This window comes from Rufibacter roseolus (genome assembly GCF_017916365.1).
GTDB lineage: Bacteria > Bacteroidota > Bacteroidia > Cytophagales > Hymenobacteraceae > Nibribacter > Nibribacter roseolus.
The window spans coordinates 507,450-529,585 of the sequence record NZ_JAFMSU010000001.1 but is presented as its reverse complement, the minus strand read 5'-3'; the positions used below and the strand labels follow the sequence as shown (position 1 = coordinate 529,585).

Sequence of the window (22,136 nt, the reverse complement as noted above, 5' to 3'; positions counted from 1 at the left end):
TATAAAAAAGGATTTAGATGCTGTTCTTGAAAAAGCCCTGCCCGTTGAACCACAAATTGTTAGCTCAGGTTCCCACGGCCCTGGTTTTTTAGTCCATCACGTAAGGATAGTCTTTCTCTACGTAGATATCGGTGTACAATTCCTCGGGGGCTGGATAAGGAGATTTCTCGGCGAACTCCACAGATTCCTGCACCTGGGCCTTGATCTTATTATCAATCTCTTCCAGTTCCTGCTCCGTGGCGAAGTTGTTTTCCAGGATGGTGTAGCGCACGCTCTCAATGGGGTCCTGGTTACGGTAGCTTTCCAGTTCTTCTTTGGTGCGGTACTTAGCCGGGTCAGACATAGAGTGACCTTTGTAACGGTAAGTGCGGAACTCCAGGAAGGTTGGGCCTTCACCGGCGCGGGCACGCTCAGCGGCGCGGGCTACGGCTTCGTGCACATCCTCGCAACGCATGGCGTTCACGGGCTCAGACGGCATGTCATAAGACAGACCCAGTTTGTACAGCTCGGTCACATTAGACGTACGCTGTACCGAGGTACCCATGGCGTAACCGTTGTTCTCCACCACAAAGATAACGGGCAGTTTCCACAGCATGGCCATGTTGAAGGCCTCGTGCAGGGCACCTTGACGAACGGCACCGTCACCCATGTAGGTGATGGCAACGTTACCGGTCTTGTTGTATTTCTCAGCGAAGGCCAGACCAGCACCAAGCGGAACCTGGGCACCCACAATACCGTGACCGCCTACGAAGTTTACTTCTTTATCGAAAATGTGCATGGAACCGCCTTTGCCTTTAGAGCAACCAGTGGCTTTGGCGTACAACTCGGCCATCACAGCGTTAGGAGAAGTTCCTAACCCAAGCGGGTGGGCGTGGTCGCGGTACGCGGTGATCCATTTATCGTCTTTGGTGAGGGCGGTGATGGCACCGGCCGCACAGGCTTCCTGCCCGATGTAAAGGTGACAGAAACCTTTGATTTTCTGCTGGCCGTATAACTGACCGGCTTTCTCCTCAAATTTGCGCATGAGCTGCATCATCTCATACCAGCGCAAGTAGGTCTCTTTTGAAAATGCTGGGGCAGCGTTTACCTTTGCCTTGTTCGCATCTTTCGTCTTCGCTGCTTTCGTCTCTGCCATACTGTATTTGTATTGGTAAGGGTTAAGTCAAAAATATTGAGACCTCGCCAAAAGCTTTATCAAGGTAGATGTAGCCTGGACTCGGTTCCGTAAGGTATTCTAAACATGCGAAATTAAGTAAAAATCTGTAAACAAGTTCATGCTCCTCGAAAATCTACACGTACTGCACTTCAAGAATTACGAGGAAGCCACCCTGCCTTTTTCTTCGCACATCAACTGTTTCATTGGCGACAACGGCAGCGGCAAAACCAACCTGCTGGACGCCATCCACTATCTGTCGCTCACCAAAAGCGCCTTCACCTCCTCAGACCTGCAGAACATCAAAGAGGGCGAGGAGTATTTCATTGTACGAGGCCGGTTTAAAACCGAAGAGAAAATAAGTGCGGTTCAGTGTTATTTAAAGACGGGCCAGAAAAAGATTATCACCTTAAACAAAGCGCCTTACGAGCGGGTGAGCGAGCACGTGGGCAAGTTCCCGGTGGTGTTGATCTCGCCGTATGACACGGACCTGATCAGGGAAGGCAGCGAGGAGCGCCGCAAGTTCTTTGACTCGCTCATGGCCCAGCTGGACCATTCTTACCTGGACCTACTCATCCAATACACCTATATTCTAAAGCAGCGCAACTCGCTTCTGAAGCAGTTCTATGAGAAAAGCTACGTAGATAAGGAGTACCTACAGATTCTGGATGAGCAGATCATGCCCCTGGGCACCGAGCTGAGTATCAGGCGGGCCGCTTTCCTGGAAACGTTTGAGCCCGTCTTCCAGCGCCACTACCAGCACCTCTCAGACTCGCATGAAGTGGTGACCCTCGGGTACCAAAGCCAGTTAATCCGGCAGAACTACGCCTACCTGCTGGACCAAAGCCACCGCAAAGACCTACTCCTGCAGCGCACCACCGTGGGCCCGCATAAAGACGATTTCGTATTTTTGATGGACAGCCGCAGCGTGAAGAACTTTGGGTCGCAGGGGCAGCAGAAGAGTTATGTCATTGCTTTGAAGCTGGCCCAGTTTGAGGTGCTTTCTTCAAAAAACAGCCAGAAACCGCTTTTGCTCCTAGACGATATCTTTGACCGCCTGGACGAGAAACGCATCACGCAGCTCATGCAACTGGTGGCCAACAACACCTTCGGGCAGATCTTCCTCACTGATACCCACCTGGAGCGCACCGACAAAATCCTGCAGCCCCTGTCCAATAACATTCGCCGTTTCAGAATCTCTGAAGGAACTGCGGTGACGATTGAAGACGAAGAGTAGTTATTAGTTGCCAGTTGGTTCTTGTGCCGCTGGCGCGAGCGTCCCGCTCGTGTCCGCACGTATTTCTATTTATTACTAGTTGAGCAACAAAAGTAACTCTGCTGTGCGTGTGGACACGAGCGGGACGCTCGCGCCAGCGGTAATGTTCTTTCCTCCTAAATAAATCTGTCCTCACTACCGTAAAAAGAAAAGAACTCTCGTATCAGGAGGAGGTGCTTTGAGGGTGTTTTCTGTAAAACAGTCTGTAAATAGCAGGTGTATAACTGAGGTTGATTTGGGGATAACCGAGTGGGTAAATTCATCTGGCCAAACCTCACCGAAACGCTTGAGATTAGAGTAATTTAGCGCCGTAGCAACACCTTAAAAGAGCCTCCTATGTCCCTGCGTCCGCTTAATCCCAGAAACCCGTTCATGCGCAAAGCCGATACTATCTCCCTGAAAGACAGTATTGATGCCATGCTCAAAGCCTATAAACTGAACGGAAAACTAAACGAGGTGCAGCTGGTGAGCTCCTGGGAAAAGATCATGGGCAAAGCCATCTCCATGAAAACGCAGGAGGTATTTGTGCGCAACCGCAAACTGTACGTGCGCCTTTCCTCAGCCCCGCTTAAGCATGAACTGAACATGGCCCGGGGGAAAGTGATGGCCTTGATCAACATTGAAATGGGCGAGCAGGTGGTTGATGATGTCATCTTCCTGTAGGCATTCAAACTACTGAAATTCGTCATTTCTGACGTATGACCTCAAGACACAGGTGGGCATTTACCCTTTCCCTGTTAACGCCATTGCTCCTGATAATGGCTGTTTTCTCTGCGGGCGGAGGTCATGGTTGGTATGGACCAGCGTTTTTTCTATTTCCCTGGGCATCAATTGTAATGGTATTCACAGCCTCCGAAGCAATGGATATGGAATTCCTTATCATTGGTTTAGGCCTACTTCAATATCCCATCTACGGATTTTTGATTGACTTAACTCTGGGTACATCCCGCTTCAAGAGCACCTTCATAGGTTTGGTGGGATTACATTTTGCCTTTTTTATGCTATTACTACTCTATAGCAATAATACTTGGCGCTAACTGCTTGAGCGCTCATTGCAATTAGAAAGCAAAACACTCCTCCCTCTCTGTAATTTTCTGGCAAAACAGAGGATAAGCAGGTTTCCCGTTTTAGACACTTTTTCTAAAAACAGCGTAGAAACGGGCATGCAGCAACCCAGACTTGAACCAGATTTATTCCGCCCGGTTTCCCATTCCCGTACCACGCTCACCGAGTTGATGATCCCCAGCTACGCCAACTTCGGCGGTAAGATCCATGGGGGTATTCTGCTTTCGCTTATGGACAAGGTAGCCTATGCTTGCGCCGCCAAGCACGCGGGCAACTATTGCGTTACCGTGACGGTAGACGGCGTCCATTTCCTGCAACCCGTGGAAGTAGGTGAGCTAGTGAGCCTCATGGCCTCGGTGAACTACGTGGGCAAAACCTCGCTCATGGTGGGCATTAAAGTAGTGGCCGAGAACGTGAAATCTGGGTTTATGAAGCACACCAATACCTCATACTTCACCATGGTGGCCAAAGGTGAGGACGACAAGCCAGCCCAGGTGCCGGGCCTGCTCCTGGAAACCCCGGATGACGCCCGCCGCTTTATTGAGGCCATCCAACGGAAAGAAATCAAGACCCGTTCTGAACAGGAATTCAAAGAGATTAAGACCAACCTGGAACTGCGCCAGAACATTACGGCCCTACTAGGGCAACGATGCCAGCTGGGGTTTGAGCTGTAGTCTGTTTCAATGCTGTTTTTCCAAAACCGGAGTAAAACGGGAGCCGCCGTTCTGCGAGGTATAGAGGAGACTGCTGGTAGAACTGCTTCCCAAGGGGGAACCTACCCCCTGCCCCTCCCAGAGGGAAATTTATACTACCGAAGGAAAAGCCAAATCATTGGTATATTCTGTAAAGTACCTGGTTCGAGTCTGTGACTTGAACCTACCATAGCCGGAAGTTTAAAACTTCCGTAGAGTGCCCCCTTAAACCAGCTTTGCTGATGCCGTGGCCCTAAACCTCCTGCTTTACCTTAGCCTGTTAGGGACAGGCCAATCCAATATCCGCCTGTTTTCGGTTTGTTATTTCCGTCTGTCAGGGGACAGACCGAGGAATGAGCTTTTTGCGCATGACTGTTTCATTCCAAGTTTAGCTTAATCTAATCTTCAGTATTAGTACTACTAGGAACTGATATTTTCCAACCTCCTCCTTCTAAAGCAGCGGCGAGAGTAGGCGGGCGAGTTTCTCGAAGAGCTGTTTCAGGCGGGGTCTTTGCCTCCAGGCTTCCAGGTCTATTTTGGTGGCGTGCTCCAGGTCCCGGTAAAAGATGCCGCGGAGCTGCTGGGAGAGATCGGTATCATAGACCACGGCGTTCACCTCAAAATTCAGCTCAAAGCTGCGGTTGTCCATGTTGGCGGTGCCCACCATGCTCACGGTGCCGTCAATCACCGTGGTTTTAGAATGGATAAAGCCTTTCTGGTACAGGTAAATCTCCACCCCGGCATGGAGCATATCGTCATAGTAAGACCAGGCCGCCGCGTTCACCAGGGCCGAGTCTGAGATGCCCGGCACCAGCAGTTTCACTTTAACGCCACCCAGCGCCGCCACCGTGAGTGCCTGCAGAATGCCTTCACCGGGAATAAAGTAGGGCGTGGTAATGAGCACTTCTTCCTGGGCCAGGTAGATGGCCTGCAACAAGGAGAATAGAATAGTGGGCATAGGCGAATCTGGGCCGCTGGCGGCTATCTGCACGGGCGCATGGCCATCTGGGAGCGGCGGGGTCAGGAAATACCTCCGGTGCGGCGGCAGCATCTGTCCCGAGGCAAAGTTCCAGTCGCAGAAGAAAAGGTACTGCAGGTAGTAGATACCCGGACCGTCAATACGCAGGTGGGTATCCCGCCAGTACAACCGTTTGCTTTCCCCGGGATGGTTGATGTAACGATCGGCTACGTTGATGCCGCCCACAAACGCGATTTTGGCGTCTACCAGAATGATCTTACGGTGGTTACGGTAGTTCAGGCGGTTGGCCAGCAGCAGGAAACGCACCCTATGGAAAGGGAAAGCCTCCACGCCTGCGGCCCGCAACTCGGCCACGTATTTCTTCCGGATAGACCGGCTGCCATAATCGTCATAGATGAACCGCACCTGCACGCCTTCCTGCGCCTTCTGGATGAGGAGGTCTTTGATCTGGTTTCCGATGACGTCGTCTTCAATGATGTAATACTCCAGATGGATGTGGTGCCGGGCCTCCCGCATCGCCTGCAGCACCTCGGGGAATTTCTCTTCGCCATTCAGCAGCAGCTTCACCCGGTTTCCGCCGGTGAGCGGACTAAGCCCGTCGTTGAGCAGGAGCTTCACCAGTTCCCGGTAGCCTTGCACCTGGGTGTTGCTGGCCGCCAGCGTTTCCGCTGAGTAAGTTTCCACGCGGTGCTCCAGCTTCTGCAGGAAAATCTCATCTTTCACCAGCTTCTTGCTGTAGATCCGGCGCTTCTTGTAGTTGATCCCGAAGGAGAAGTAGATGATGATGCCTACAAACGGCACAAAGATGGTGAACAGCAGATAGGCCAGCGTTTTAGACGTGGAGCCCGTGTCATAGATAATGCGCAGGCACACCAGAGCCACCACCGTAAAGTAGACGATGTTCCAGATCAATAACCAATCTACGCTGTTCAGGAGGTACGCCACAGAATCTATGTTTCAGGTTTGTTTATGGAAATTTAAGCGCAAATCCACCATAGCGTACGCTTTCGCCCCACAACCCCAAAAGAAGCGCTTTGCTGGTTGTTTATTGCTTTCTGGGCTTCACCCGATGTCTTTCCTCCGGCACCCTGAAGATAGCCCAATACATCTGCTGCAGGGTTTCTCTGGTCCAGCCCTTCACCCGGCCGCGCTGCATGACCAGTTTATTGTCCACTCCTGGGGGGCTCAAGAAATAATGGAACGTGAAGCGGGCATCGGGGTTTTGCCAGCCCAGGATCTGCCCGTACCGCAGCACATTGAACACCAGCGTATCATTCCAGCGCTCGGCAGTGTAATAGCCGGCGGAAAACCGTTTCAACTCCTGCACTTCCTCCGGACTTACCGCCGAAGTCAGCAGTGCCTCATTTTTTGGGAAAAACCTGAAATCCGTGGCATAATCATCCGGCGCGAAAACAGACCGATGGCCCACGTAATAACCACTATCGGTAGTGGCCACGGCGTACCACAGCCAGTTATTGAACGGTGTAGGCGTGACCATGAGGCTCGTATGCGGCACTTGTCTTTTGGCCAAAGAAGCTTCTATCCCCTCCTGGATGACCGATTTGTTTACCACTGCATACAGCAGGTACAGCCCCGCAGGCAGCAAGCCCACCAAAGCCCATCGTTTTCTTACCGGCAAAGGATTCTTGAGAATCAACAACGCAACCAAAGCCGCCACAGGCCAAATGGTGAAGAACGGATCTGCTACGTACAGCAGGTGAAAAGAGAACCGCTGGTGACTGAACGGCTCCAGCAATCCGGTGCCGTAGGCGTTACAGGTATCCAGCAGATCATGGGCAATTATCTGCACCACAAAAAACAGGAAGAACTGCTGCCACCGTACCCCGCTGCTCCGGTGCCACTTACCCGCTAAATACGTGAGCAGAACCGCCAAAAGCAACCCGAAGAAAAAGGAATGGGTGAACCCGCGGTGTACTAGCAGGTTTTCTGAGGGATGCAGCCACAGCGCCGCTACCACATCCATATCGGGGAGGTTCTGGGCCACCGCGCCATAAAGCAAAGCCCGCTTCCCCAGCTTTCTGGAGAGCATGATCTCGCCGAGGCAGGCGCCCAAAGCAGCGTGCGTGAGTGAATCCATTTGGTTTCTGTTTGGTGTTTCTCTACGCACAGGAGCCAAAAGGCGTTTTGCGGCCGCTTCTCAGAAATCGAGGCTAAAACAGAATTAGGCTCCAGACTTTTAATTGCGCCATTACGGCTTTGTTCTTACTAGTTATCATCAGAAACCATCAGGCATAAAAATCCCTCTTTCAAGGCTGTTTTGCAGAAAACGGCCTTGAAAGAGGGACAAGTCAAATCAGTTTGCGTGTGGATTACCCTTACGGGACCAGATGCTTTTTCACAGGATTCTGCTGTGGATATCTATACCGTAAAATAGCTTTCCAGCTGTTTGAGCGTGGTTTCGTCGGTTTTCATGTCTTCTATGACCTGGCCTTTTTCCAGCAGCACAATACGGTCACAAACCTCAATCACGTGGCTCAGGTCGTGGCTGGAGATGAGCAGGGTCATGCCCTGGCGTTTGAGGTCTTTCAACAGGTTCTTGAGCCTGATCTGGGAACTGGGGTCCAGGTTGGCGAAAGGCTCATCCAGGATTAAGAGTTCCGGATCAGACATGACGGCGGCGGCCACGCCTACCTTCTTCTGGTTGCCCTTGGAGAAATCCCTGATGTACTTGCGCTGCTCCAGAATCTCGCCGTTGAAGAAATCGCGGAAGCGGTCCAGAAAAGCCTGCACATCGCCGGTGGTCAACCCATTGAGCTTGCCAATGAAAGCGAAATACTCCTCGGGCGTGAGGAAGTCAATGAGGAAGCCTTCGTCCAGGTGCGACCCAGTGTACTGTTTCCAATCCTCGGTGGCGCGCACGTTCTCGCCCTTGCTGAACACCTCGCCTTTGGTAGGGCGGATCAGGTCCAGGATCATCCGGAAGAAAGTGGTCTTGCCAGCGCCGTTGTTGCCTACCAGGCCAATGGTTTCGCCTTTCTGTACGGTTAGCGCCGGGATGTTCACCACCGTTACGCCGTTGTAATTCTTTTGGAGATCGCGTACTTCTATCATCTCGTTATGCGGCTATTTTTTGAAATCAGGGTTAAAACTAAGCTTGCCGGAAACCGGCCGCGATGGCGTATTTCTCGCGCTGGAAACGGTTGACCACTATGCCCAGCAACTGCCTATGGAAAAGGAATCCCAGCAGACCAATGATGCCCACGGCCGCAATTCCCCACCACGGTTTGTCCATCAGCCCGAAGGGCAGATATACCAGGATTGGCAAAAGCAGCGCCGGCAGCATGAGAATGAACTGGGAGGCACCCACGCCCTGCCAGTTAAAGGAAGCGCTCTTGCTCAGGTCAATCCGCTTTTTGTTGTAAGTACTCAGGTACAGCACCACAAAGGTGTTCACACCTATATTGTAGAGAAAGCAGGCCGTGTTGATGAGCATGATCTTGCCGCCACTGCCCGGCATGAGGCCATACAGCAGCGTCACCAGGTAGGCGATGGTACAGGCGGGCACAAACATCCAGAATTTGCCCAGGTAGAAGGTATACGGGCTCAGGCGTTTGGTAAGCAGGGCATCAAAGTGGGCGCTCTGCCAGCCCGGCACAAACTGACCGTAGCTCAGCATCATGAAACCTGTCATGAAAATGCCTGGGAAGATGAGCATGGCAAACCCCTTGGTGTACATTTCCTGAGTGTAGAAGATGAACCCATAGGCCAGGAAGAGGACAGACATCATGGTGGTGGACTTAGGCCGTTTGTGGCGCATGATCAGCTTCAACTCCAGCCCAATGAGCGTACCCAACTCGCCGAACCGCTGCAGGAAACCGATCTCAGCAGAGGTACCCACCTTAGACTGTTTACTGATTCGCATTTCCTCTGGATAGGTATGGGCAATCAGGAAGCGGTAGTTAAGCAGGTATACTGCCACCAGTAGCGCCACAGGCACCAGCACCCAGACAGGGTTTTGCCCTAAGGCCCGGAAAAACGATCCGGAGGCCGCTCCCACTGAGATAAGGTTAAGGTAATCCAATGTGGCCAACGCTACTATCGCCAGCAGGAACCCGAAGGTCACCAGGGGTTTCTCTACCAATTGGCGTTTGAAGTAAAGCGTCAGGAAATTGTTGATCAAAGTGATTAGGAACAGCCCCAGCACCCACATCCAGGCTCCGCCTAGCCCATACACCTCCGGCAGCACTTTGAGCGCAAACGGGATGAACAACAGCAAAGACATGTAATTAAAGAAGCTGGTAATAGATTTCCAGAGCACAAAATGCACCAGTTTGCCTTTGCCCACCGGCAGGTGCAAATACGGCTGAATGCCCAGCACCGGCAACTCCTGCATGAAGAACCTAAAGGCCAGGTCAAACAGGAAGTAATACAGCAGAGCCCCATTGATCACCGCCACCGGATCTTTGTCTGGCCACGCCTTCTCAATAATCACGTCCATAAACGCACTCAGCACCACCACATACAGCAGCAAAAGGAGCATGAAGAAGCCCAGCACCAGGTTCACGGCAAGGTTCTTCTGCCATACACTGGAACGGGTAGCTTCTTTCCATTGATGAGAAAGTAGAAGTCTGATCATAAAGGGAAGGTAGTAAGGAAGGCTGTTCCATTCGTTAGTATCTCGAACTGCCTAAATATTACAGCCTTGCCCTGCTTTTTCTTTGTCTGCCAAGGAAGTTTGAAGGTAATGATGGAAGATTTGCTTGAGTAGATTGTGATGGAGGTGGGAACGGTAAGAGGCAAGGCGGTGCTTGGACTCTACATTGTTAAAAACGTTGGAATTACGTGGTCAGGCACGTGTAGACATCCCTCTACTTTTTCATAAGAGTAATCTAGGAATATAATGAAAGGGGGAAGATTGAGGCCGAGGAGAACAATGGAGTAGGCAAAAAGCTGGTTTGAGGCTAACGCCTCACGGCAGTTGCAAACTGCCGGCCATTATAGGTCCAAGTCACAGACTTGAACCATGGAAAATGAACCCACCTCTGCCCCTCCGAGGAGGGGAATAAAAACCTACCATATTTTGGGATGGTTCGCTGTTGCGAGCTGCAAAGGCTTTAACCAAAAGCACCAATTCCAGCCTTTCGGTGGAGCGCCTTGTCAGGTTCCGGTGCCGCCAGGCATTGCGACTGAAAGGAGCAAAGGAAGCTGGCGCAGCGCGAGGCCGGACGGCGGGGCCTCGCGGCCGTGAGCGCACGGAGCTTAGCAATGAAACAGTAAAGCTTATGCACCCACGAAAACTGCGGCGCCACGCCAACACAAGCGGACTACGAATGCAAAAGAAAACAACTGAAAGGCAGTAGCAGCACAAACGAAATGCATACTAAGAAAACATCAATCCTTTAAAAATAAGATTAATCCAGCTACGCTGCTACCTCCACACTCTCCAACTCACTATAAGCAGCTTTCAGCGCCTTGAGATGGCCACCGAACATCTGCCGGATGTACCACTTCAAAAAGAAATAACCCAGCACGGCGCCAATGACAAACCCGATGATGAGGCGAAGATACATTTGCTCCCAGGGCAGGTGCGAGATGTTGATGCCTTTGGCCAGCTTAAGATATGCCAGTTGGCCAGCCGCCAACCCGATGGGCGCCAGCAGCATGTTGGTCCAGAAGTAGAGGCGGGTGAGGCCGGTGAGCATTTCAATAAGGTTGCGCAAGGTAGACCTGAGGTTGGCGGTGGTCACGTTGAGGCTTTTCACATAAGACAGCCTTGCCCAGAAATAACCCAGAAACGGTAAACACACCACCATTACTACCACACACAAGACCTGAAAGGCAGGGTCTTCTTTGACCAGGATGGTGCCCGCCCCAAACAACAATACCGTAAAGACCTGCACTACTAACTCAAAGTAGATGTTCCGCTTGAGTTTGGTTAGGGCGTTCTCGGTACGGGCCTTGAGCAAGCCTGTGATCTGGTGCTCGGTCACCTGGTGCTCTGCCGCCGCCTGGGCCGCGTATACCTTCCAGGTATCTTTGAGGCTATCTAAATTCATCATACACCGGGGTTAACAGCTTCTCTAGTTTCGCTTTGATGCGGTTCAACTTCACACCTACGTTTGATTTGGTGATACCTATGATCTCAGCCATCTCATCGTAGCTTTTGTCTTCCAGGTACAGCATCACAATGGCCTTCTCCACCTGCGAGAGCTGGTCAATGGCGGCGTAGAGATATTTTATTTTCAACTCGTATTCAGCGGAGGTATCGGGCGTGGCCGGAATCTGCAGGTCCATGTCTGAGAGAGAGCCGTGGCGGGGGCGGCGGCTGTCTTTCCGGAAACTGGAGACGGCGGTGTTCAGCGCTACGCGGTACATCCAGGTACTTACCTTGGACTCGTGCTTAAACGAGGGATAGGACCGCCAAAGTTGCAGCACTATGTCCTGAAACAGATCTTTCCGCTCCTCAGGGTCCCGGCAGTACATGCTGCACACCTTATGGATCAGGGCCTGATCCTGGGCAATGAGCTTGACAAATTCTGCGCGTAAAGCCGGATTCTCCACCGTGGTACGTAAAGGTTTAAGGTATTAGTAGCCTTGGCCCCAGGTAAATTACACTTTCTGCCGGAAATAACGTCTCCGCTGACATATCAGAGTTATTTTGGACCTGATTTTCAAAAATTGGCTACGAATACATCAAGCTGAAGTAAGGACTTGTAAGCATAGGAGAAATTTTCTGTATGAAGGCTAAGTCAACTTAAAGCATATAGCAGCCTTATTAGCAGAATGATACGTTTTCTTGAGGCTGTCGCCTCACGGCAGTTGCAAACTGCCGGTCATGGTAGGTCCAAGTCACAGACTTGAACCAGTGAAAAGAAGAAAGGAAGTTGCCAAAGTTGAATCCAAAACGATGCAGCAGGTGTAAACACTCCCCTTCGCCCCCTCAAGGGGGAGTCTCTGCAGGGAAGATGCTTGCAGGTTTTGAAAACTTGTGAGGTCTGAGGCGTTTCTACTGACGCATTTCCAATTCCAGCCTTTCGGTTGAGCGCCTTGTGATTTTCCGGTGTTGGGCAAAGCCCAACATTCCGATGGCTTCAGCCGAGGAAAGGAAAAGAACACAGCGCGAGGCCGGAAGGCGGGGCCTCGCGGCCGTGAGCGCACGGAGCACAGCGATGCAACAACCAAGCTTATAAACCCACGCAAACTGCGGCGCCACGCTAGCATCAACGGATTACGAAAGCACATCGAAAACCACAAAGACCAAAAGCAACGCCAGAACCAAACAATAAAATAAGAAACGCCTCGCCAGATTCACTCCAGCGAGGCGCCCCTTTCCTGCCTGTCTCAATAAAAACAGCCCGAAAACAATTCGCAAACCATCACGGGAAAATACCCAGTGATTGATAACTCACGCCAATCTTCTCAATGGCGGCGTAGAAACCGGCGGTACGCAGGTCCGTGATGCCTTTGATTTGGTGGGTTACTTCGCGCATCTCCTGGTAGGCCGTTATCATGGTGTCTTCCAGGCCGGAGTAGACCAAATCCCGTTCATCAGCGCCGTGGATGATCAACAGCTTTTCCTCGGCGGAGAGGCTCTTGCCGGTGGTTTTCTCAATGGTGCTCACCAGGCGCTTGAGACTGGCTTCCTCGGCGCGTTTGCCCATCCGCCCGAAGCGCACGTTGGAGAGGTTCTTGAGCCACTCAAAATAGGAGACGGTCACCCCGCCGGCATTCAGGTACAGGTCTGGGATAATGACTACGCCACGGGCGTGCAGAATCCGCTCGGCCTCCTGGGTAACGGGTCCGTTGGCGCCTTCGGCGATGATTTTGGCCTTGATGCGCTCGGCGTTTCCGCTGTGGATCTGGTTCTCCAGGGCAGCCGGTAGCAGCACATCGCAGTCATACTCCAACATCTCAATGGAGTTTTGGATGAAGTGGCCGTCTGGGTGTCCTTCAAAGCTTTCGTTCTGCTTGCGGTAATGGAAAATGCTGTCAATATCCATGCCGTCTGGGTTGTAGATACCGCCCTCGCGCTCGGCCACGCCTATGATAATGGCACCCTCGTTCTGCAGGAACTTGCCCGCATGGTACCCTACGTTCCCCATGCCTTGAATAATGATTCTCTTGCCGGCCAATCCGCTGGTGAGACCCAATGGTTTCAGTACGGCCTGGTCCTGCATGGCTTCCCGCAGCCCGAAGAAAATGCCCAGACCGGTGGCCTCGTTCCGGCCTCGGATACCCCCCTGGCCTACCGGTTTACCGGTAACGCAGCCCAGCGCGTTGGTTTCCCCAAATTTGAAAGCATGGTAGGTATCGGCAATCCAGGCCATCTCGCGGCCGCTGGTTCCGTAGTCCGGGGCGGGTACGTCTACGGCCGGCCCGATAAGGTTTTTCTTGATAAGCTCAGAGGCAAACCTGCGGGTCACTTTCTCCAGCATCTCCACAGAGGAGGTTCTGGGATTTATTTTCACGCCGCCCTTGGCCCCGCCAAACGGCACATCCACTACGGCGCACTTGAAGGTCATGAGGCTGGCCAGCGCCACTACCTCGTCTTCGTCTACGTGCATACTGAACCTGATACCGCCTTTGGTGGGCAGCTTATGCTGACTATGCTGGGCCCTGATTCCCTCAAACACATGTACCTGCCCGTCTACCTCCACAGGGAAATTGACTTTGTAGACGCTGTTGCAGACCTTGATCTGCGCCAGAATACCGGGATGAAGTTTGGAATGTTGGGCAGCCTGGTCATAGTAGTAATGGACACTATCCAGAAATTCTCTGCCGGGTGACACAGCGGGGCTCTTAATGGATGACACGGATTGACTCATAGTTTCTGCAATTGGTGGTTTAGGTAAAACGTACTAACACCAGTTCACGTTGCTTTGCCTGTAAAATGTTCCACGGAGAACATTTTTGCACCCTGCCGTTTCTGCCTTCTTTTCCGGGAAACAGGGCCTAAACCGTTTTTCGCTTTCTGTCCAGCGCTTTACCATTGGTTTCTGCGGAATAATCCGGAAATTACAGGTCAGGTTATACAAACAAAGCCACAACCCCATTTATGTTTACTTCTGTTTCCTCGTTTGCCCGTGCGGGTTCCGCCGCCCTGGGTTTACTTTTCCTTACTAACCTTACCTCGGCCCAGGACATCATCAGAACCGATCCCACCATCAAGACCATGACTGAGCAGGTCTCGGCTCAGGAACTGGAGCGTTTGGTGCGCGGGCTGGTAGGCTTTGAGACCCGCCATTCACTGAGTACCGTCAAAGACAAGAAGAAAGGCATTGGCGCAGCCCGCAACTGGGCCCAGGCCGAGCTGGAGAAAGCCGCCGCCACCTCGGGCGGACGCATGACCGTAACCCAGGACAAATACATTGTGAAAGCCGATGGCCGCCGCATCAAGGAAGACGTGGAGATGGCCAACGTAATGGCTACCCTCAAAGGCACCGATCCTACCGATGACCGTGTGTTCATTGTCAGCGGCCACATAGACACCCGCAACACCGATGTGATGGACGTCAAAGGCAAAGCCCCCGGCGCGAATGACGATGGCTCCGGTACTGCCGCGGTCATTGAACTGGCCCGCGTGATGGCCAAGCAGCAGTTCCCAGCTACTATCATCTTTGTGTGCGTGCAGGGCGAAGAGCAAGGTCTGTACGGGGCCAAGCACCTGGCAGAAAAAGCCAAGGCCGAGAACTGGAACCTGGTAGCCATGCTCAACAATGACATGATAGGTAACTCTTTCTCAGACGAGACCAACCTTAAAGACAATACCCGCGTGCGGATTTTCTCTGAAGGCGTACCTGCGTATGAGACCCCGGAAATGGCTGCCCTGCGCAAAAGCATTGGCGGCGAGAACGACAGCCGCAGCCGCCAGCTGGCTCGTTACATGAAAGAGATGACCGCCCGCTACGTGCCGCAACTGGAAGTGGTGCTGAACTACCGCACCGACCGCTTCCTGCGCGGCGGAGACCACACGCCGTTCAGCCAGGCGGGTTTCACGGCCATTAGGGTGTGTGAAATGAACGAAAATTACCGCTACCAGCACCAGAACGTACGCACCGAGAACGGCATCAACTACGGCGACTTCCCGGAGCACGTAGATTTTGAGTACGTGCGCAAGAACACCGCCATGAACCTGGCTACGTTAGCCAACCTGGCCTTGGCACCGGCCTCACCCGAGGAAGTAGGCGTAGTCACCAGCAACCTCACGAACCAAACCGAGCTGCGCTGGAAAGCCCCGTCCAAAGGCGAGAGACCAACCGGCTACTACATTCTCATGCGTGAGACGTCATCGCCTATGTGGGAGAAGAAAATCTACGTAGACGGCACCACCACTACCCTGCCGTACTCCAAAGACAATTATTTCTTTGCCGTGCAGGCAGTAGATGCTGAGGGGCACGAAAGCTTACCGGTGGTTCCCAAGCCTCTCCGGTAAAGAGCATTTCAGGCCTTTTTTCCTGAAAACACCTTCAAAACAGCCCGGCACTTGTAATGCCAGGCTGTTTTGGTGTAAGACATTTTCTTTTGGTTTACTTCATGGGCAAAGAACCGTAGACTTGTACATTCAACTGTTTTATTTTGCCTGGAGTACAACTATCCATGGGCTCAACCGCAGTCTTACAAACTTCTAAACCCTCGTTCCTGACCTGGCTCCGTGAACCGGTAGACAATGCGCCGCTTATTGTGTTCCGGTGGTTGTTTGGCTTGCTGTTGTTTCTGGAGACGGCCGGTGCCATTCTAACGGGCTGGGTGAAGAAGAACCTGGTAGAGCCCACGGTCTTTTTCCCGTTCATCGGGTTTGAGTGGCTCAGGCCTTTGCCCGGTAACGGCATGTACTTCTACTATGGCACCATGGCCGTATTGGGCTTGCTGGTAATGGTAGGGTTGTATTACCGGGCCAGCATCATCCTCTTTACCGTGCTTTGGTGGGGCGCTTACCTCATGCAGAAAACCAGCTACAACAACCACTATTACCTGTTGCTGGTGCTGTGTTTCCTGATGCTGCTGGTGCCCGCCCACCGGTACGCCTCTCTGGATGCCAGACGCAAGCCGGAGCTGAAATCCCTTTCCTGCCCCCGCTGGTGCCTGCTGGTGTTTGTGACCCAGATGGCAATTGTCTATACCTACGCCGCCGTTGCTAAAATGAACGCAGATTGGCTGGCGGGTATTCCCATTAAAGTCTGGTTTGGGAACAAAACGCATTTCTGGCTCATTGGCGGGCTACTACAGCAGGCTTGGTTTCAGAAACTGGTGGTGTACGGCGGTATCTTCTTTGACCTCCTCATTGTTCCGCTGCTGCTCTGGCCACGTACGCGGGTCCTGGCCTTCTGCATGGCCATCTTCTTCCACGGCTTCAACTCGGCCATCTTCCATATCGGTATTTTCCCGTACCTGGCGCTGGCCTTGTGTTTGTTCTTCTTTCCGCCGGAAACCATCAGAAGAAGGCTCCTCCGGAGGAAGCCGGTATTCACTGCCTCTGAGAACCCGGTTCGGGAAATAAGCACCGGAGAAAGGCTTTTCTTCTGGCTTCTGGGGATTCATTTGCTTATACAGGTTCTGCTGCCGCTGCGGCACTGGTGGTTTCCGGGCAACCCTAACTGGACCGAGGAAGGGCACCGCATGTCCTGGCACATGATGCTGCGCACCAAAAGCGGCTATGCCAGCTTCAAAGTGCTGGCAGATAACCAGCTGTTCTGGGAGTATCCAGAGAACCATCTCACTCCAAAACAAGCCCGTACCGTAGCCACGCACCCAGACCTTCTGTGGCAATACTGTCAGTTTCTGGAGCGTAAGTACCGGCAACAGGGCTACAAGCAAGTGCAAGTGTTTGCCCACACCCAGGTGAGCCTCAACAAACGACCTTCCCAGCCTCTGGTAGATTCTACGGTGAACCTGGCCGGGGTTCCCTGGTTGCCACATCAGCATTCTCCCTGGATTGTCCCGCTGCAGGAGACCAAGCGCCCTTGAATTTCCCTACCTCCCGCAATGGTGTTTTGCGGCTGAAATCCCTGAAACAGGCCTGAAACGGAACTTCCTTTCTCTGCACACGCGCCCGTGCTCCTCTGATTTGTGCAAGATTCCTGGGCAGATTTGCCTTGCCTTTGGCAGGTAAGATAAAACCAAGCCTTTTCTGGTTCAGGACTCCAACCTTTTCCGGGCTATGCCAGTAAGTGCTCCTAAGCGGCTTTGCCTTTGATTTTTAGTGTTTCCTTACCGGTTTTCTCGTTTAACAGAAAAAGTCCCCCCTTTCTGCTTCCAGGAGAACAGAGCAATTGCAATAAGCCAATTCTTTCAGATCCATATTCTAGTCAGATTTCATATGATTAAACTCTTATCTCGGTTAAGGGTATTCCTGTTCCTGCTGTTATTTGTATCCTGGCAAGCCTCTGCCCAGAAAGTGGGCCTGGTGCTCAGCGGCGGCGGCGCAAAAGGCTTGGCCCACGTGGGCGTGCTTAAAGTGCTGGAGAAAAACAACATTCCCATTGACTACATTGTGGGCACCAGTATGGGCTCTGTGGTGGGTGCGCTGTACGCCGCCGGCTACTCGCCCCAGGACATTGAAGACCTGGTGTTGTCGCCTAAATTCCAGTACTGGGTTTCTGGCCGACCGCTGGAAGAACACGCCTTCAACTATTTCAGCTTAGACCCCTCGCCGGCAGCATTGCGCTTACCCATCTCCCTGCAGAAAAGCATCAAAGTACAGACCACCAGCGGACTGGTAAGCGACGTGAACCTGAACTATGCCCTGGCTTCTACCCTGGCGGCGGGCGGAGCCATTTCTAAGTATGACTTCAACAGGTTGTTTGTGCCTTATCGTAGCCTTACCGCCGAAATCTTTACCCGCCAGCAGATCGTGCAGCGCGGCGGGTCTCTGGCCGATGCCGTGCGTAACTCCATGGCGGTGCCGCTGGCGTTCCGGCCCATCCGGCAGGCCGATGGGCGCTACCTCTTTGACGGAGGCTTGTTCAACAACTTCCCCACCGATGTGATGCGCTCCGAGTTTAAGCCGGACATCATCATTGGCGTGAACGTGGGCGATGTTTCCTTCAAGAAATACCCGCATGAAAAGGACGATGAACTGTTGAGCTCTTCCCTGGTTTTCCTGGGCTTTGACGTAGCAGATACCCTGGCGGTAGGCCCCAACGGCATCCTCATCCAACCCGATCTGGAAGGGTACGGCACCACTGCCTTTGACCGCGTGCGGGACCTGATTGATATCGGGGTAAAAGCCACCGAGGAAAAGCTGCCGCTCATGAAACAGCGCATCCGGCGCGAGGTAGACTCGGTGAGCTTGCAGCAAAGACGGCAGGCGTTCCAGAAGCAGGCACCCCCGCCGCGTTTCGCCAGCGTCAAGATCCAGGGCCTGAAAGAAAACCAGCACAACTACGTGCGCAACTTCTTTCGCCGCGGCGATGACAACCAATATGAGATTGGCGACATTGAGGAAGGCTACTACCGGCTGGCTGCCAATGATTTCTTCAAAGGGATTTATCCGCGCATCCGTTTTGACAGTCTGGCCGGAGGTTATGAGCTAAGCATTGACGCGCAGCAGAGCAACAATGCCACCGCCGAGGTGGGGGCCGTTTTCAGTACCAGGCCGGTAGACAACCTGTACCTGGGCTTGGAGTACCGTTACCTGAACCGGTTGCTGTACACCGTGGGCGCCAACGCCAACATAGGCCGGTTCTATGCCGCCGGGCAGTTCGGCTTCCGGGTGAATATACCAGCCAAGCTGCCGTTCTACGTGGAACCATCGGTGATGTACAGCTCCCTCAACTACCGTGACGTAAACGACTTCCTGAACCGCGATGCCGCCAGCACCCAGGTGCGCCAGCGTGATTTCAAATTGGGCGTGCAAGCCGGCTTCAGCCATAATTTCAGGAGCCGGGTAGTAACGGATGTCTCGTATTTCTCCAACGAGGATGAGTACGCCAACGTGAGGACCGTTTCCTCTGAGGATGTGCTGGACGAAACTGATTTCACCGGCTACACGGCGGCTATTCGGTTTGAGCGCAACTCCCTGAACCGGAAGATGTACTCCACGCGCGGCCGCAGGGCGGTGATGGGCATCCGGGGGGTGATGGGTGAGGAAGCGTACAAACCAGGCACTACCTCCCTGAACCCGGACAGACGCACGGCAGACCATCAATGGCTCCAGATCTCTGGTACGCTGGAAGAATATTTCCCTTTCAACAAGGATAGAAGTACCTGGGGTTATTTTCTGGAAGGGGTAGTCAGCACGCAGGGCACCTTCTCTAATTACCGGTCATCGCTCACCAGCTCTCCGATTTTTGCGCCACTGCCAGATTCCCGCACGCTGTTCCTGGACAAGTACCGCGCCAGCAGGTTTGGGGCAGCGGGTCTGCGGTACTCTACCACCTTCCTGACCAAGTTTGAATGGCGCACCGAGACCTATGTGCACGTGATCCATGGCTTACTAGAAGAAGGCCCTATGCAGGAAGCCATCAGGACCAAAGGGTTTGAGCGCCCAAGACTCACGGCCAGCACCGGGGTTATTTTGCATCTGCCCATAGGGCCGGCGGCTTTGCACTTCATCCACTTTGACAATGATGAGCATCGCTGGGGCGTATTTGGGCACGTTGGTTTCCTGTTGTACCGGCCACGCACGCTGCAATAACCGTGCAGCGGGTTTAGGGGCTTTTTTCAGAAAAGAGGCGCTAAAACAGAACCTGTAGGTCAGTTTAGGGAAAGCAGGTTGTAGTAGTCGTAGACGGTTTTCAGGAAGGGGATGGTCTGGCCGTGCTGTACTTTCTCATGCAGGGTGCTCACCAGTTTACCATCAGCACCATACGTGTTGGTTTCCTGTAAGACGAGCTGCTTATTGCGGTAGATGTGTTTCTGGGTGACCTGCCCCTGTGAGTTGTAAGTGATGGTAAGAACCTCGGGCAGAGCCGTGACTGGGTGGCGGATTTCCAGTTTCTCGGGTAATTGGGCCGCATTGTAACTGATCTTGATGTTCTTGATAGGGCCGCTGCCATCCATGCTTAGGAGTTTTCTTCTCACCACCAGTCCGTTCTCCTCCAGGTAATGCCAGTGAGGGCCCTGCTCTTTCAGGAGATGGTCTAAGCTGTACCGGTGCACGAACCTCTGGTAGGTAGGCGTATCGTTCACATTTTGGTACGTTACTTTCTGGTCCTGTCCCAAGTGGTCAACGGCCACTGTGGCCAACAGAAGCTCCTGACCTTTCTCCAGGACGTAAATGCGCTTGCTTTGCACGTACTGGGGCAGGTACTGCAGGTTACGTTTGTATTTGATGCCCACGGCGCTCAGTTCGTGGGTAGTGACGGAGTAATAGTTGTCCTTGATCTCGTCGCCGGAAGCTATCTCCAGGATGACCTCAAACAAGGTGGCATCGTTTTTCAGTTGGGTGCCCTGGGTTTTGCCCAGGATGAGGATTGCGTCAAGGCCCTGCTTCTGCGCTTTTTTCCTGAGTTGCTCTACCAACTGCGCGTACGCTACCTCGCCTTCTGCCTTCTCCTCCACCACGGCAATTTTCACATAGGCTGTATCAGAGGGTCGTTCACCGGGGAAAAATACCTCCACTTCTTTGCCATGACTGGGTGTGGGCAGCGAAGACAGCCGGTCACCGGAGACCACCGGCTCATAGACCCGCATGCAGGCGGTTTGAAGAAACAGAACCAAGAGCAGGAGCGCCGGGGAGAAGTAGATTTTCATAGAAGAGGTAGTTCGGGGCATCTTCTTCTTGAGACCGATAACCTGCACTTTACCCCCATATCTCCCTCAGTAGCTAAGATAAAGGCAGGAAAAAGCCCCGTTTCTTTGAACACAGTTCTACGAAACGAGGCTTAAAACAGAAAAGAGTATTGATTGAATTTCAGGCAAATAGTATAACTTCAGGCCTGGCAGTTCACCAGAAGTGAAGGGAAATCGGAAGCTTTATTTCATGTCTCTCTACAAACACCAGATCCAAAAAATCTGAAGAAATGCAGCCCGATTTCCCCTACACCCTGGCTTTTGCCTGTTACAACTATTAGCAGGTAAGCCGTTTTAAAGCCGATTTCCGGAAAACAGGGTAAAAACGATGTCTTTCTTTAGCCCTCCGGAACGGCAGATAACTCACTTGAATTAACCGCGTTTCTTCACGGTGCCGCTGCCACTCACGCGGCTGTCTACGCTGGGCGATCCCTCATAAGAAACCCGGCCGCTGCCGCTGATGCTGGATTTAAGCGTGGAGGTGGCGTTGATCTCGCAGGTGCCCGAGCCGCTGATGCTTATCTTGGCATCGGAGGTCTTGAACTCAAAACCTTTGAGGGAACCTGAGCCGCTCACCGAGATGGTGCTCTGCTGGCCTTCGCCTCTCAGTTCAATGCTGCCGGAGCCCGAGATACGGCTGGACAGGTCCTCTACGTTGGCGTTCAGCTGGATGCCACCGGAGCCGCTCACCGCCAGGTCCATGGATTTGGCCTTGAAAGTACCCTCCCCTTTGATCTTGCCCGAGCCGCTTACCGCCAGGTGGTCTACCATGGGTACGGTGATGTAGATGGTGACGCGGTCATTGTTGTTAGAAGACCAGTTCCAGTTTCTGTCCTCGTCTTTTCTCTTGATGGAAAGGCGGCCGTCTTTCACCTCCGTTACCAGATCTGCCAACTGGTCTTTGTCGCCCTCTACTTTCAGGCTTTGGGTGCTGCCCTGGCGCAGGATCACGTTGGCCGGATAAGCCAGCCCTATGGCATGGAAGGCCGGTACATTACGGGTCTGCTCATCAAAAACAGAGCGGCTGGCCACCCTGAAGGAAGACAAGGAGGCAATGAGGGCCAGTACAGCCAGCAGAGGAAACAAGTTGGTTTTTTTCATAGGAGTAGCGTTACGTTTCATTCTAAAGATGAGCCATACCCGCTAAGGGTTGCACGGCCGTGCGCATTTATTTGCCGTTTTTCCTAAAATAGCCTCAAATCACAATGCACTCAGTTCAGACAATTCCTTCCCAAGCCTCTCATGAATTTAAATTCTGGGATAAAGGTGCCGCATTCT

Annotated in this window: 16 protein-coding genes; 6 read left to right on the top strand and 10 right to left on the bottom strand. The window is 52.8% G+C overall.

The features are described from left to right. Positions 1-88: 88 nt before the first annotated feature. Positions 89-1,135 (bottom strand): pyruvate dehydrogenase (acetyl-transferring) E1 component subunit alpha, encoded by a 1,047-nt coding sequence (gene pdhA / locus J3P35_RS02205; protein ID WP_210462634.1) that lies wholly within the window; start codon positions 1,133-1,135, stop codon positions 89-91. A gap of 139 nt (positions 1,136-1,274) precedes the next feature. On the opposite strand from pdhA, the gene recF reads away from it, so the two are divergent. The 3 genes from recF (at position 1,275) to J3P35_RS02190 (ending at position 4,168) form a co-directional block, all read left to right on the top strand. Continuing rightward, complete coding sequence (gene recF, locus J3P35_RS02200) at positions 1,275-2,390, top strand: DNA replication/repair protein RecF (RefSeq protein WP_210462632.1); 1,116 nt, start codon at positions 1,275-1,277, stop codon at positions 2,388-2,390. A gap of 375 nt (positions 2,391-2,765) precedes the next feature. Beyond that, positions 2,766-3,092, top strand: coding sequence for a DUF721 domain-containing protein (locus J3P35_RS02195; protein WP_210462630.1), 327 nt, complete (start codon positions 2,766-2,768; stop codon positions 3,090-3,092). A gap of 500 nt (positions 3,093-3,592) precedes the next feature. Continuing rightward, positions 3,593-4,168, top strand: a complete 576-nt coding sequence (locus J3P35_RS02190; protein WP_210462628.1) for an acyl-CoA thioesterase — start codon at positions 3,593-3,595, stop codon at positions 4,166-4,168. Between the two features lie 469 nt (positions 4,169-4,637). Here the strand turns inward: J3P35_RS02190 and cls are convergent, their stop codons facing one another. From cls to J3P35_RS02155, 7 genes are all read right to left on the bottom strand, one after another. Next, a complete protein-coding gene (gene cls, locus J3P35_RS02185; RefSeq protein WP_317195344.1) occupies positions 4,638-6,110 on the bottom strand; it encodes a cardiolipin synthase in 1,473 nt (490 codons plus the stop codon). A 100-nt stretch (positions 6,111-6,210) separates the two neighbouring features. Next, on the bottom strand, positions 6,211-7,263 hold the full coding sequence (locus tag J3P35_RS02180; protein ID WP_210462626.1) for a metal-dependent hydrolase: 1,053 nt from the start codon (positions 7,261-7,263) through the stop codon (positions 6,211-6,213). A gap of 281 nt (positions 7,264-7,544) precedes the next feature. After that, positions 7,545-8,237 (bottom strand): ABC transporter ATP-binding protein, encoded by a 693-nt coding sequence (locus J3P35_RS02175; protein WP_149090028.1) that lies wholly within the window; start codon positions 8,235-8,237, stop codon positions 7,545-7,547. A gap of 37 nt (positions 8,238-8,274) precedes the next feature. Beyond that, positions 8,275-9,762: a DUF5687 family protein gene (locus tag J3P35_RS02170; protein WP_210462624.1), complete on the bottom strand. Its 1,488-nt coding sequence runs from the start codon at positions 9,760-9,762 to the stop codon at positions 8,275-8,277. Positions 9,763-10,546: 784 nt separating this feature from the next. Next, positions 10,547-11,185 (bottom strand): hypothetical protein, encoded by a 639-nt coding sequence (locus J3P35_RS02165; RefSeq protein ID WP_210462622.1) that lies wholly within the window; start codon positions 11,183-11,185, stop codon positions 10,547-10,549. Further along, on the bottom strand, positions 11,169-11,687 hold the full coding sequence (locus tag J3P35_RS02160; RefSeq protein ID WP_210462620.1) for an RNA polymerase sigma factor: 519 nt from the start codon (positions 11,685-11,687) through the stop codon (positions 11,169-11,171). The genes J3P35_RS02165 and J3P35_RS02160 overlap by 17 nt, the downstream gene beginning before the upstream one ends. 815 nt (positions 11,688-12,502) lie before the next feature. Beyond that, entirely contained in the window at positions 12,503-13,951 is a 1,449-nt protein-coding gene (locus J3P35_RS02155) for a Glu/Leu/Phe/Val family dehydrogenase (RefSeq protein WP_210462618.1), read from the bottom strand. 230 nt (positions 13,952-14,181) lie between these two features. Here J3P35_RS02155 and J3P35_RS02150 point away from each other — a divergent pair, with 230 nt between their 5' ends. From J3P35_RS02150 to J3P35_RS02140, 3 genes are all read left to right on the top strand, one after another. Then, complete coding sequence (locus J3P35_RS02150) at positions 14,182-15,558, top strand: M28 family metallopeptidase (protein ID WP_210462616.1); 1,377 nt, start codon at positions 14,182-14,184, stop codon at positions 15,556-15,558. Between the two features lie 164 nt (positions 15,559-15,722). Then, positions 15,723-17,090, top strand: a complete 1,368-nt coding sequence (locus tag J3P35_RS02145) for an HTTM domain-containing protein (RefSeq protein WP_210462614.1) — start codon at positions 15,723-15,725, stop codon at positions 17,088-17,090. A gap of 352 nt (positions 17,091-17,442) precedes the next feature. After that, positions 17,443-19,761, top strand: coding sequence for a patatin-like phospholipase family protein (locus J3P35_RS02140; protein ID WP_210462612.1), 2,319 nt, complete (start codon positions 17,443-17,445; stop codon positions 19,759-19,761). A 59-nt stretch (positions 19,762-19,820) separates the two neighbouring features. Here J3P35_RS02140 and J3P35_RS02135 read toward each other — a convergent pair whose 3' ends face one another. Together J3P35_RS02135 and J3P35_RS02130 are read right to left on the bottom strand one after the other, a co-directional pair. Beyond that, positions 19,821-20,840, bottom strand: coding sequence for a hypothetical protein (locus J3P35_RS02135; protein WP_210462610.1), 1,020 nt, complete (start codon positions 20,838-20,840; stop codon positions 19,821-19,823). A 390-nt stretch (positions 20,841-21,230) separates the two neighbouring features. Next, positions 21,231-21,959 (bottom strand): head GIN domain-containing protein, encoded by a 729-nt coding sequence (locus J3P35_RS02130; protein WP_210462608.1) that lies wholly within the window; start codon positions 21,957-21,959, stop codon positions 21,231-21,233. Between the last annotated feature and the right edge of the window lie 177 nt (positions 21,960-22,136).

Excerpts from the sequence above, each read along its gene's own strand:
- pdhA (WP_210462634.1), bottom strand. The coding sequence starts at position 1,135 with ATGGCAGAGACGAAAGCAGCGAAGACGAAAGATGCGAACAAGGCAAAG.
- recF (WP_210462632.1), top strand. The coding sequence starts at position 1,275 with ATGCTCCTCGAAAATCTACACGTACTGCACTTCAAGAATTACGAGGAA.
- J3P35_RS02195 (WP_210462630.1), top strand. The coding sequence starts at position 2,766 with ATGTCCCTGCGTCCGCTTAATCCCAGAAACCCGTTCATGCGCAAAGCC.
- J3P35_RS02190 (WP_210462628.1), top strand. The coding sequence starts at position 3,593 with ATGCAGCAACCCAGACTTGAACCAGATTTATTCCGCCCGGTTTCCCAT.
- J3P35_RS02180 (WP_210462626.1), bottom strand. The coding sequence starts at position 7,263 with ATGGATTCACTCACGCACGCTGCTTTGGGCGCCTGCCTCGGCGAGATC.
- J3P35_RS02175 (WP_149090028.1), bottom strand. The coding sequence starts at position 8,237 with ATGATAGAAGTACGCGATCTCCAAAAGAATTACAACGGCGTAACGGTG.
- J3P35_RS02170 (WP_210462624.1), bottom strand. The coding sequence starts at position 9,762 with ATGATCAGACTTCTACTTTCTCATCAATGGAAAGAAGCTACCCGTTCC.
- J3P35_RS02165 (WP_210462622.1), bottom strand. The coding sequence starts at position 11,185 with ATGATGAATTTAGATAGCCTCAAAGATACCTGGAAGGTATACGCGGCC.
- J3P35_RS02155 (WP_210462618.1), bottom strand. The coding sequence starts at position 13,951 with ATGAGTCAATCCGTGTCATCCATTAAGAGCCCCGCTGTGTCACCCGGC.
- J3P35_RS02150 (WP_210462616.1), top strand. The coding sequence starts at position 14,182 with ATGTTTACTTCTGTTTCCTCGTTTGCCCGTGCGGGTTCCGCCGCCCTG.
- J3P35_RS02145 (WP_210462614.1), top strand. The coding sequence starts at position 15,723 with ATGGGCTCAACCGCAGTCTTACAAACTTCTAAACCCTCGTTCCTGACC.
- J3P35_RS02140 (WP_210462612.1), top strand. The coding sequence starts at position 17,443 with ATGATTAAACTCTTATCTCGGTTAAGGGTATTCCTGTTCCTGCTGTTA.
- J3P35_RS02135 (WP_210462610.1), bottom strand. The coding sequence starts at position 20,840 with ATGCCCCGAACTACCTCTTCTATGAAAATCTACTTCTCCCCGGCGCTC.
- J3P35_RS02130 (WP_210462608.1), bottom strand. The coding sequence starts at position 21,959 with ATGAAAAAAACCAACTTGTTTCCTCTGCTGGCTGTACTGGCCCTCATT.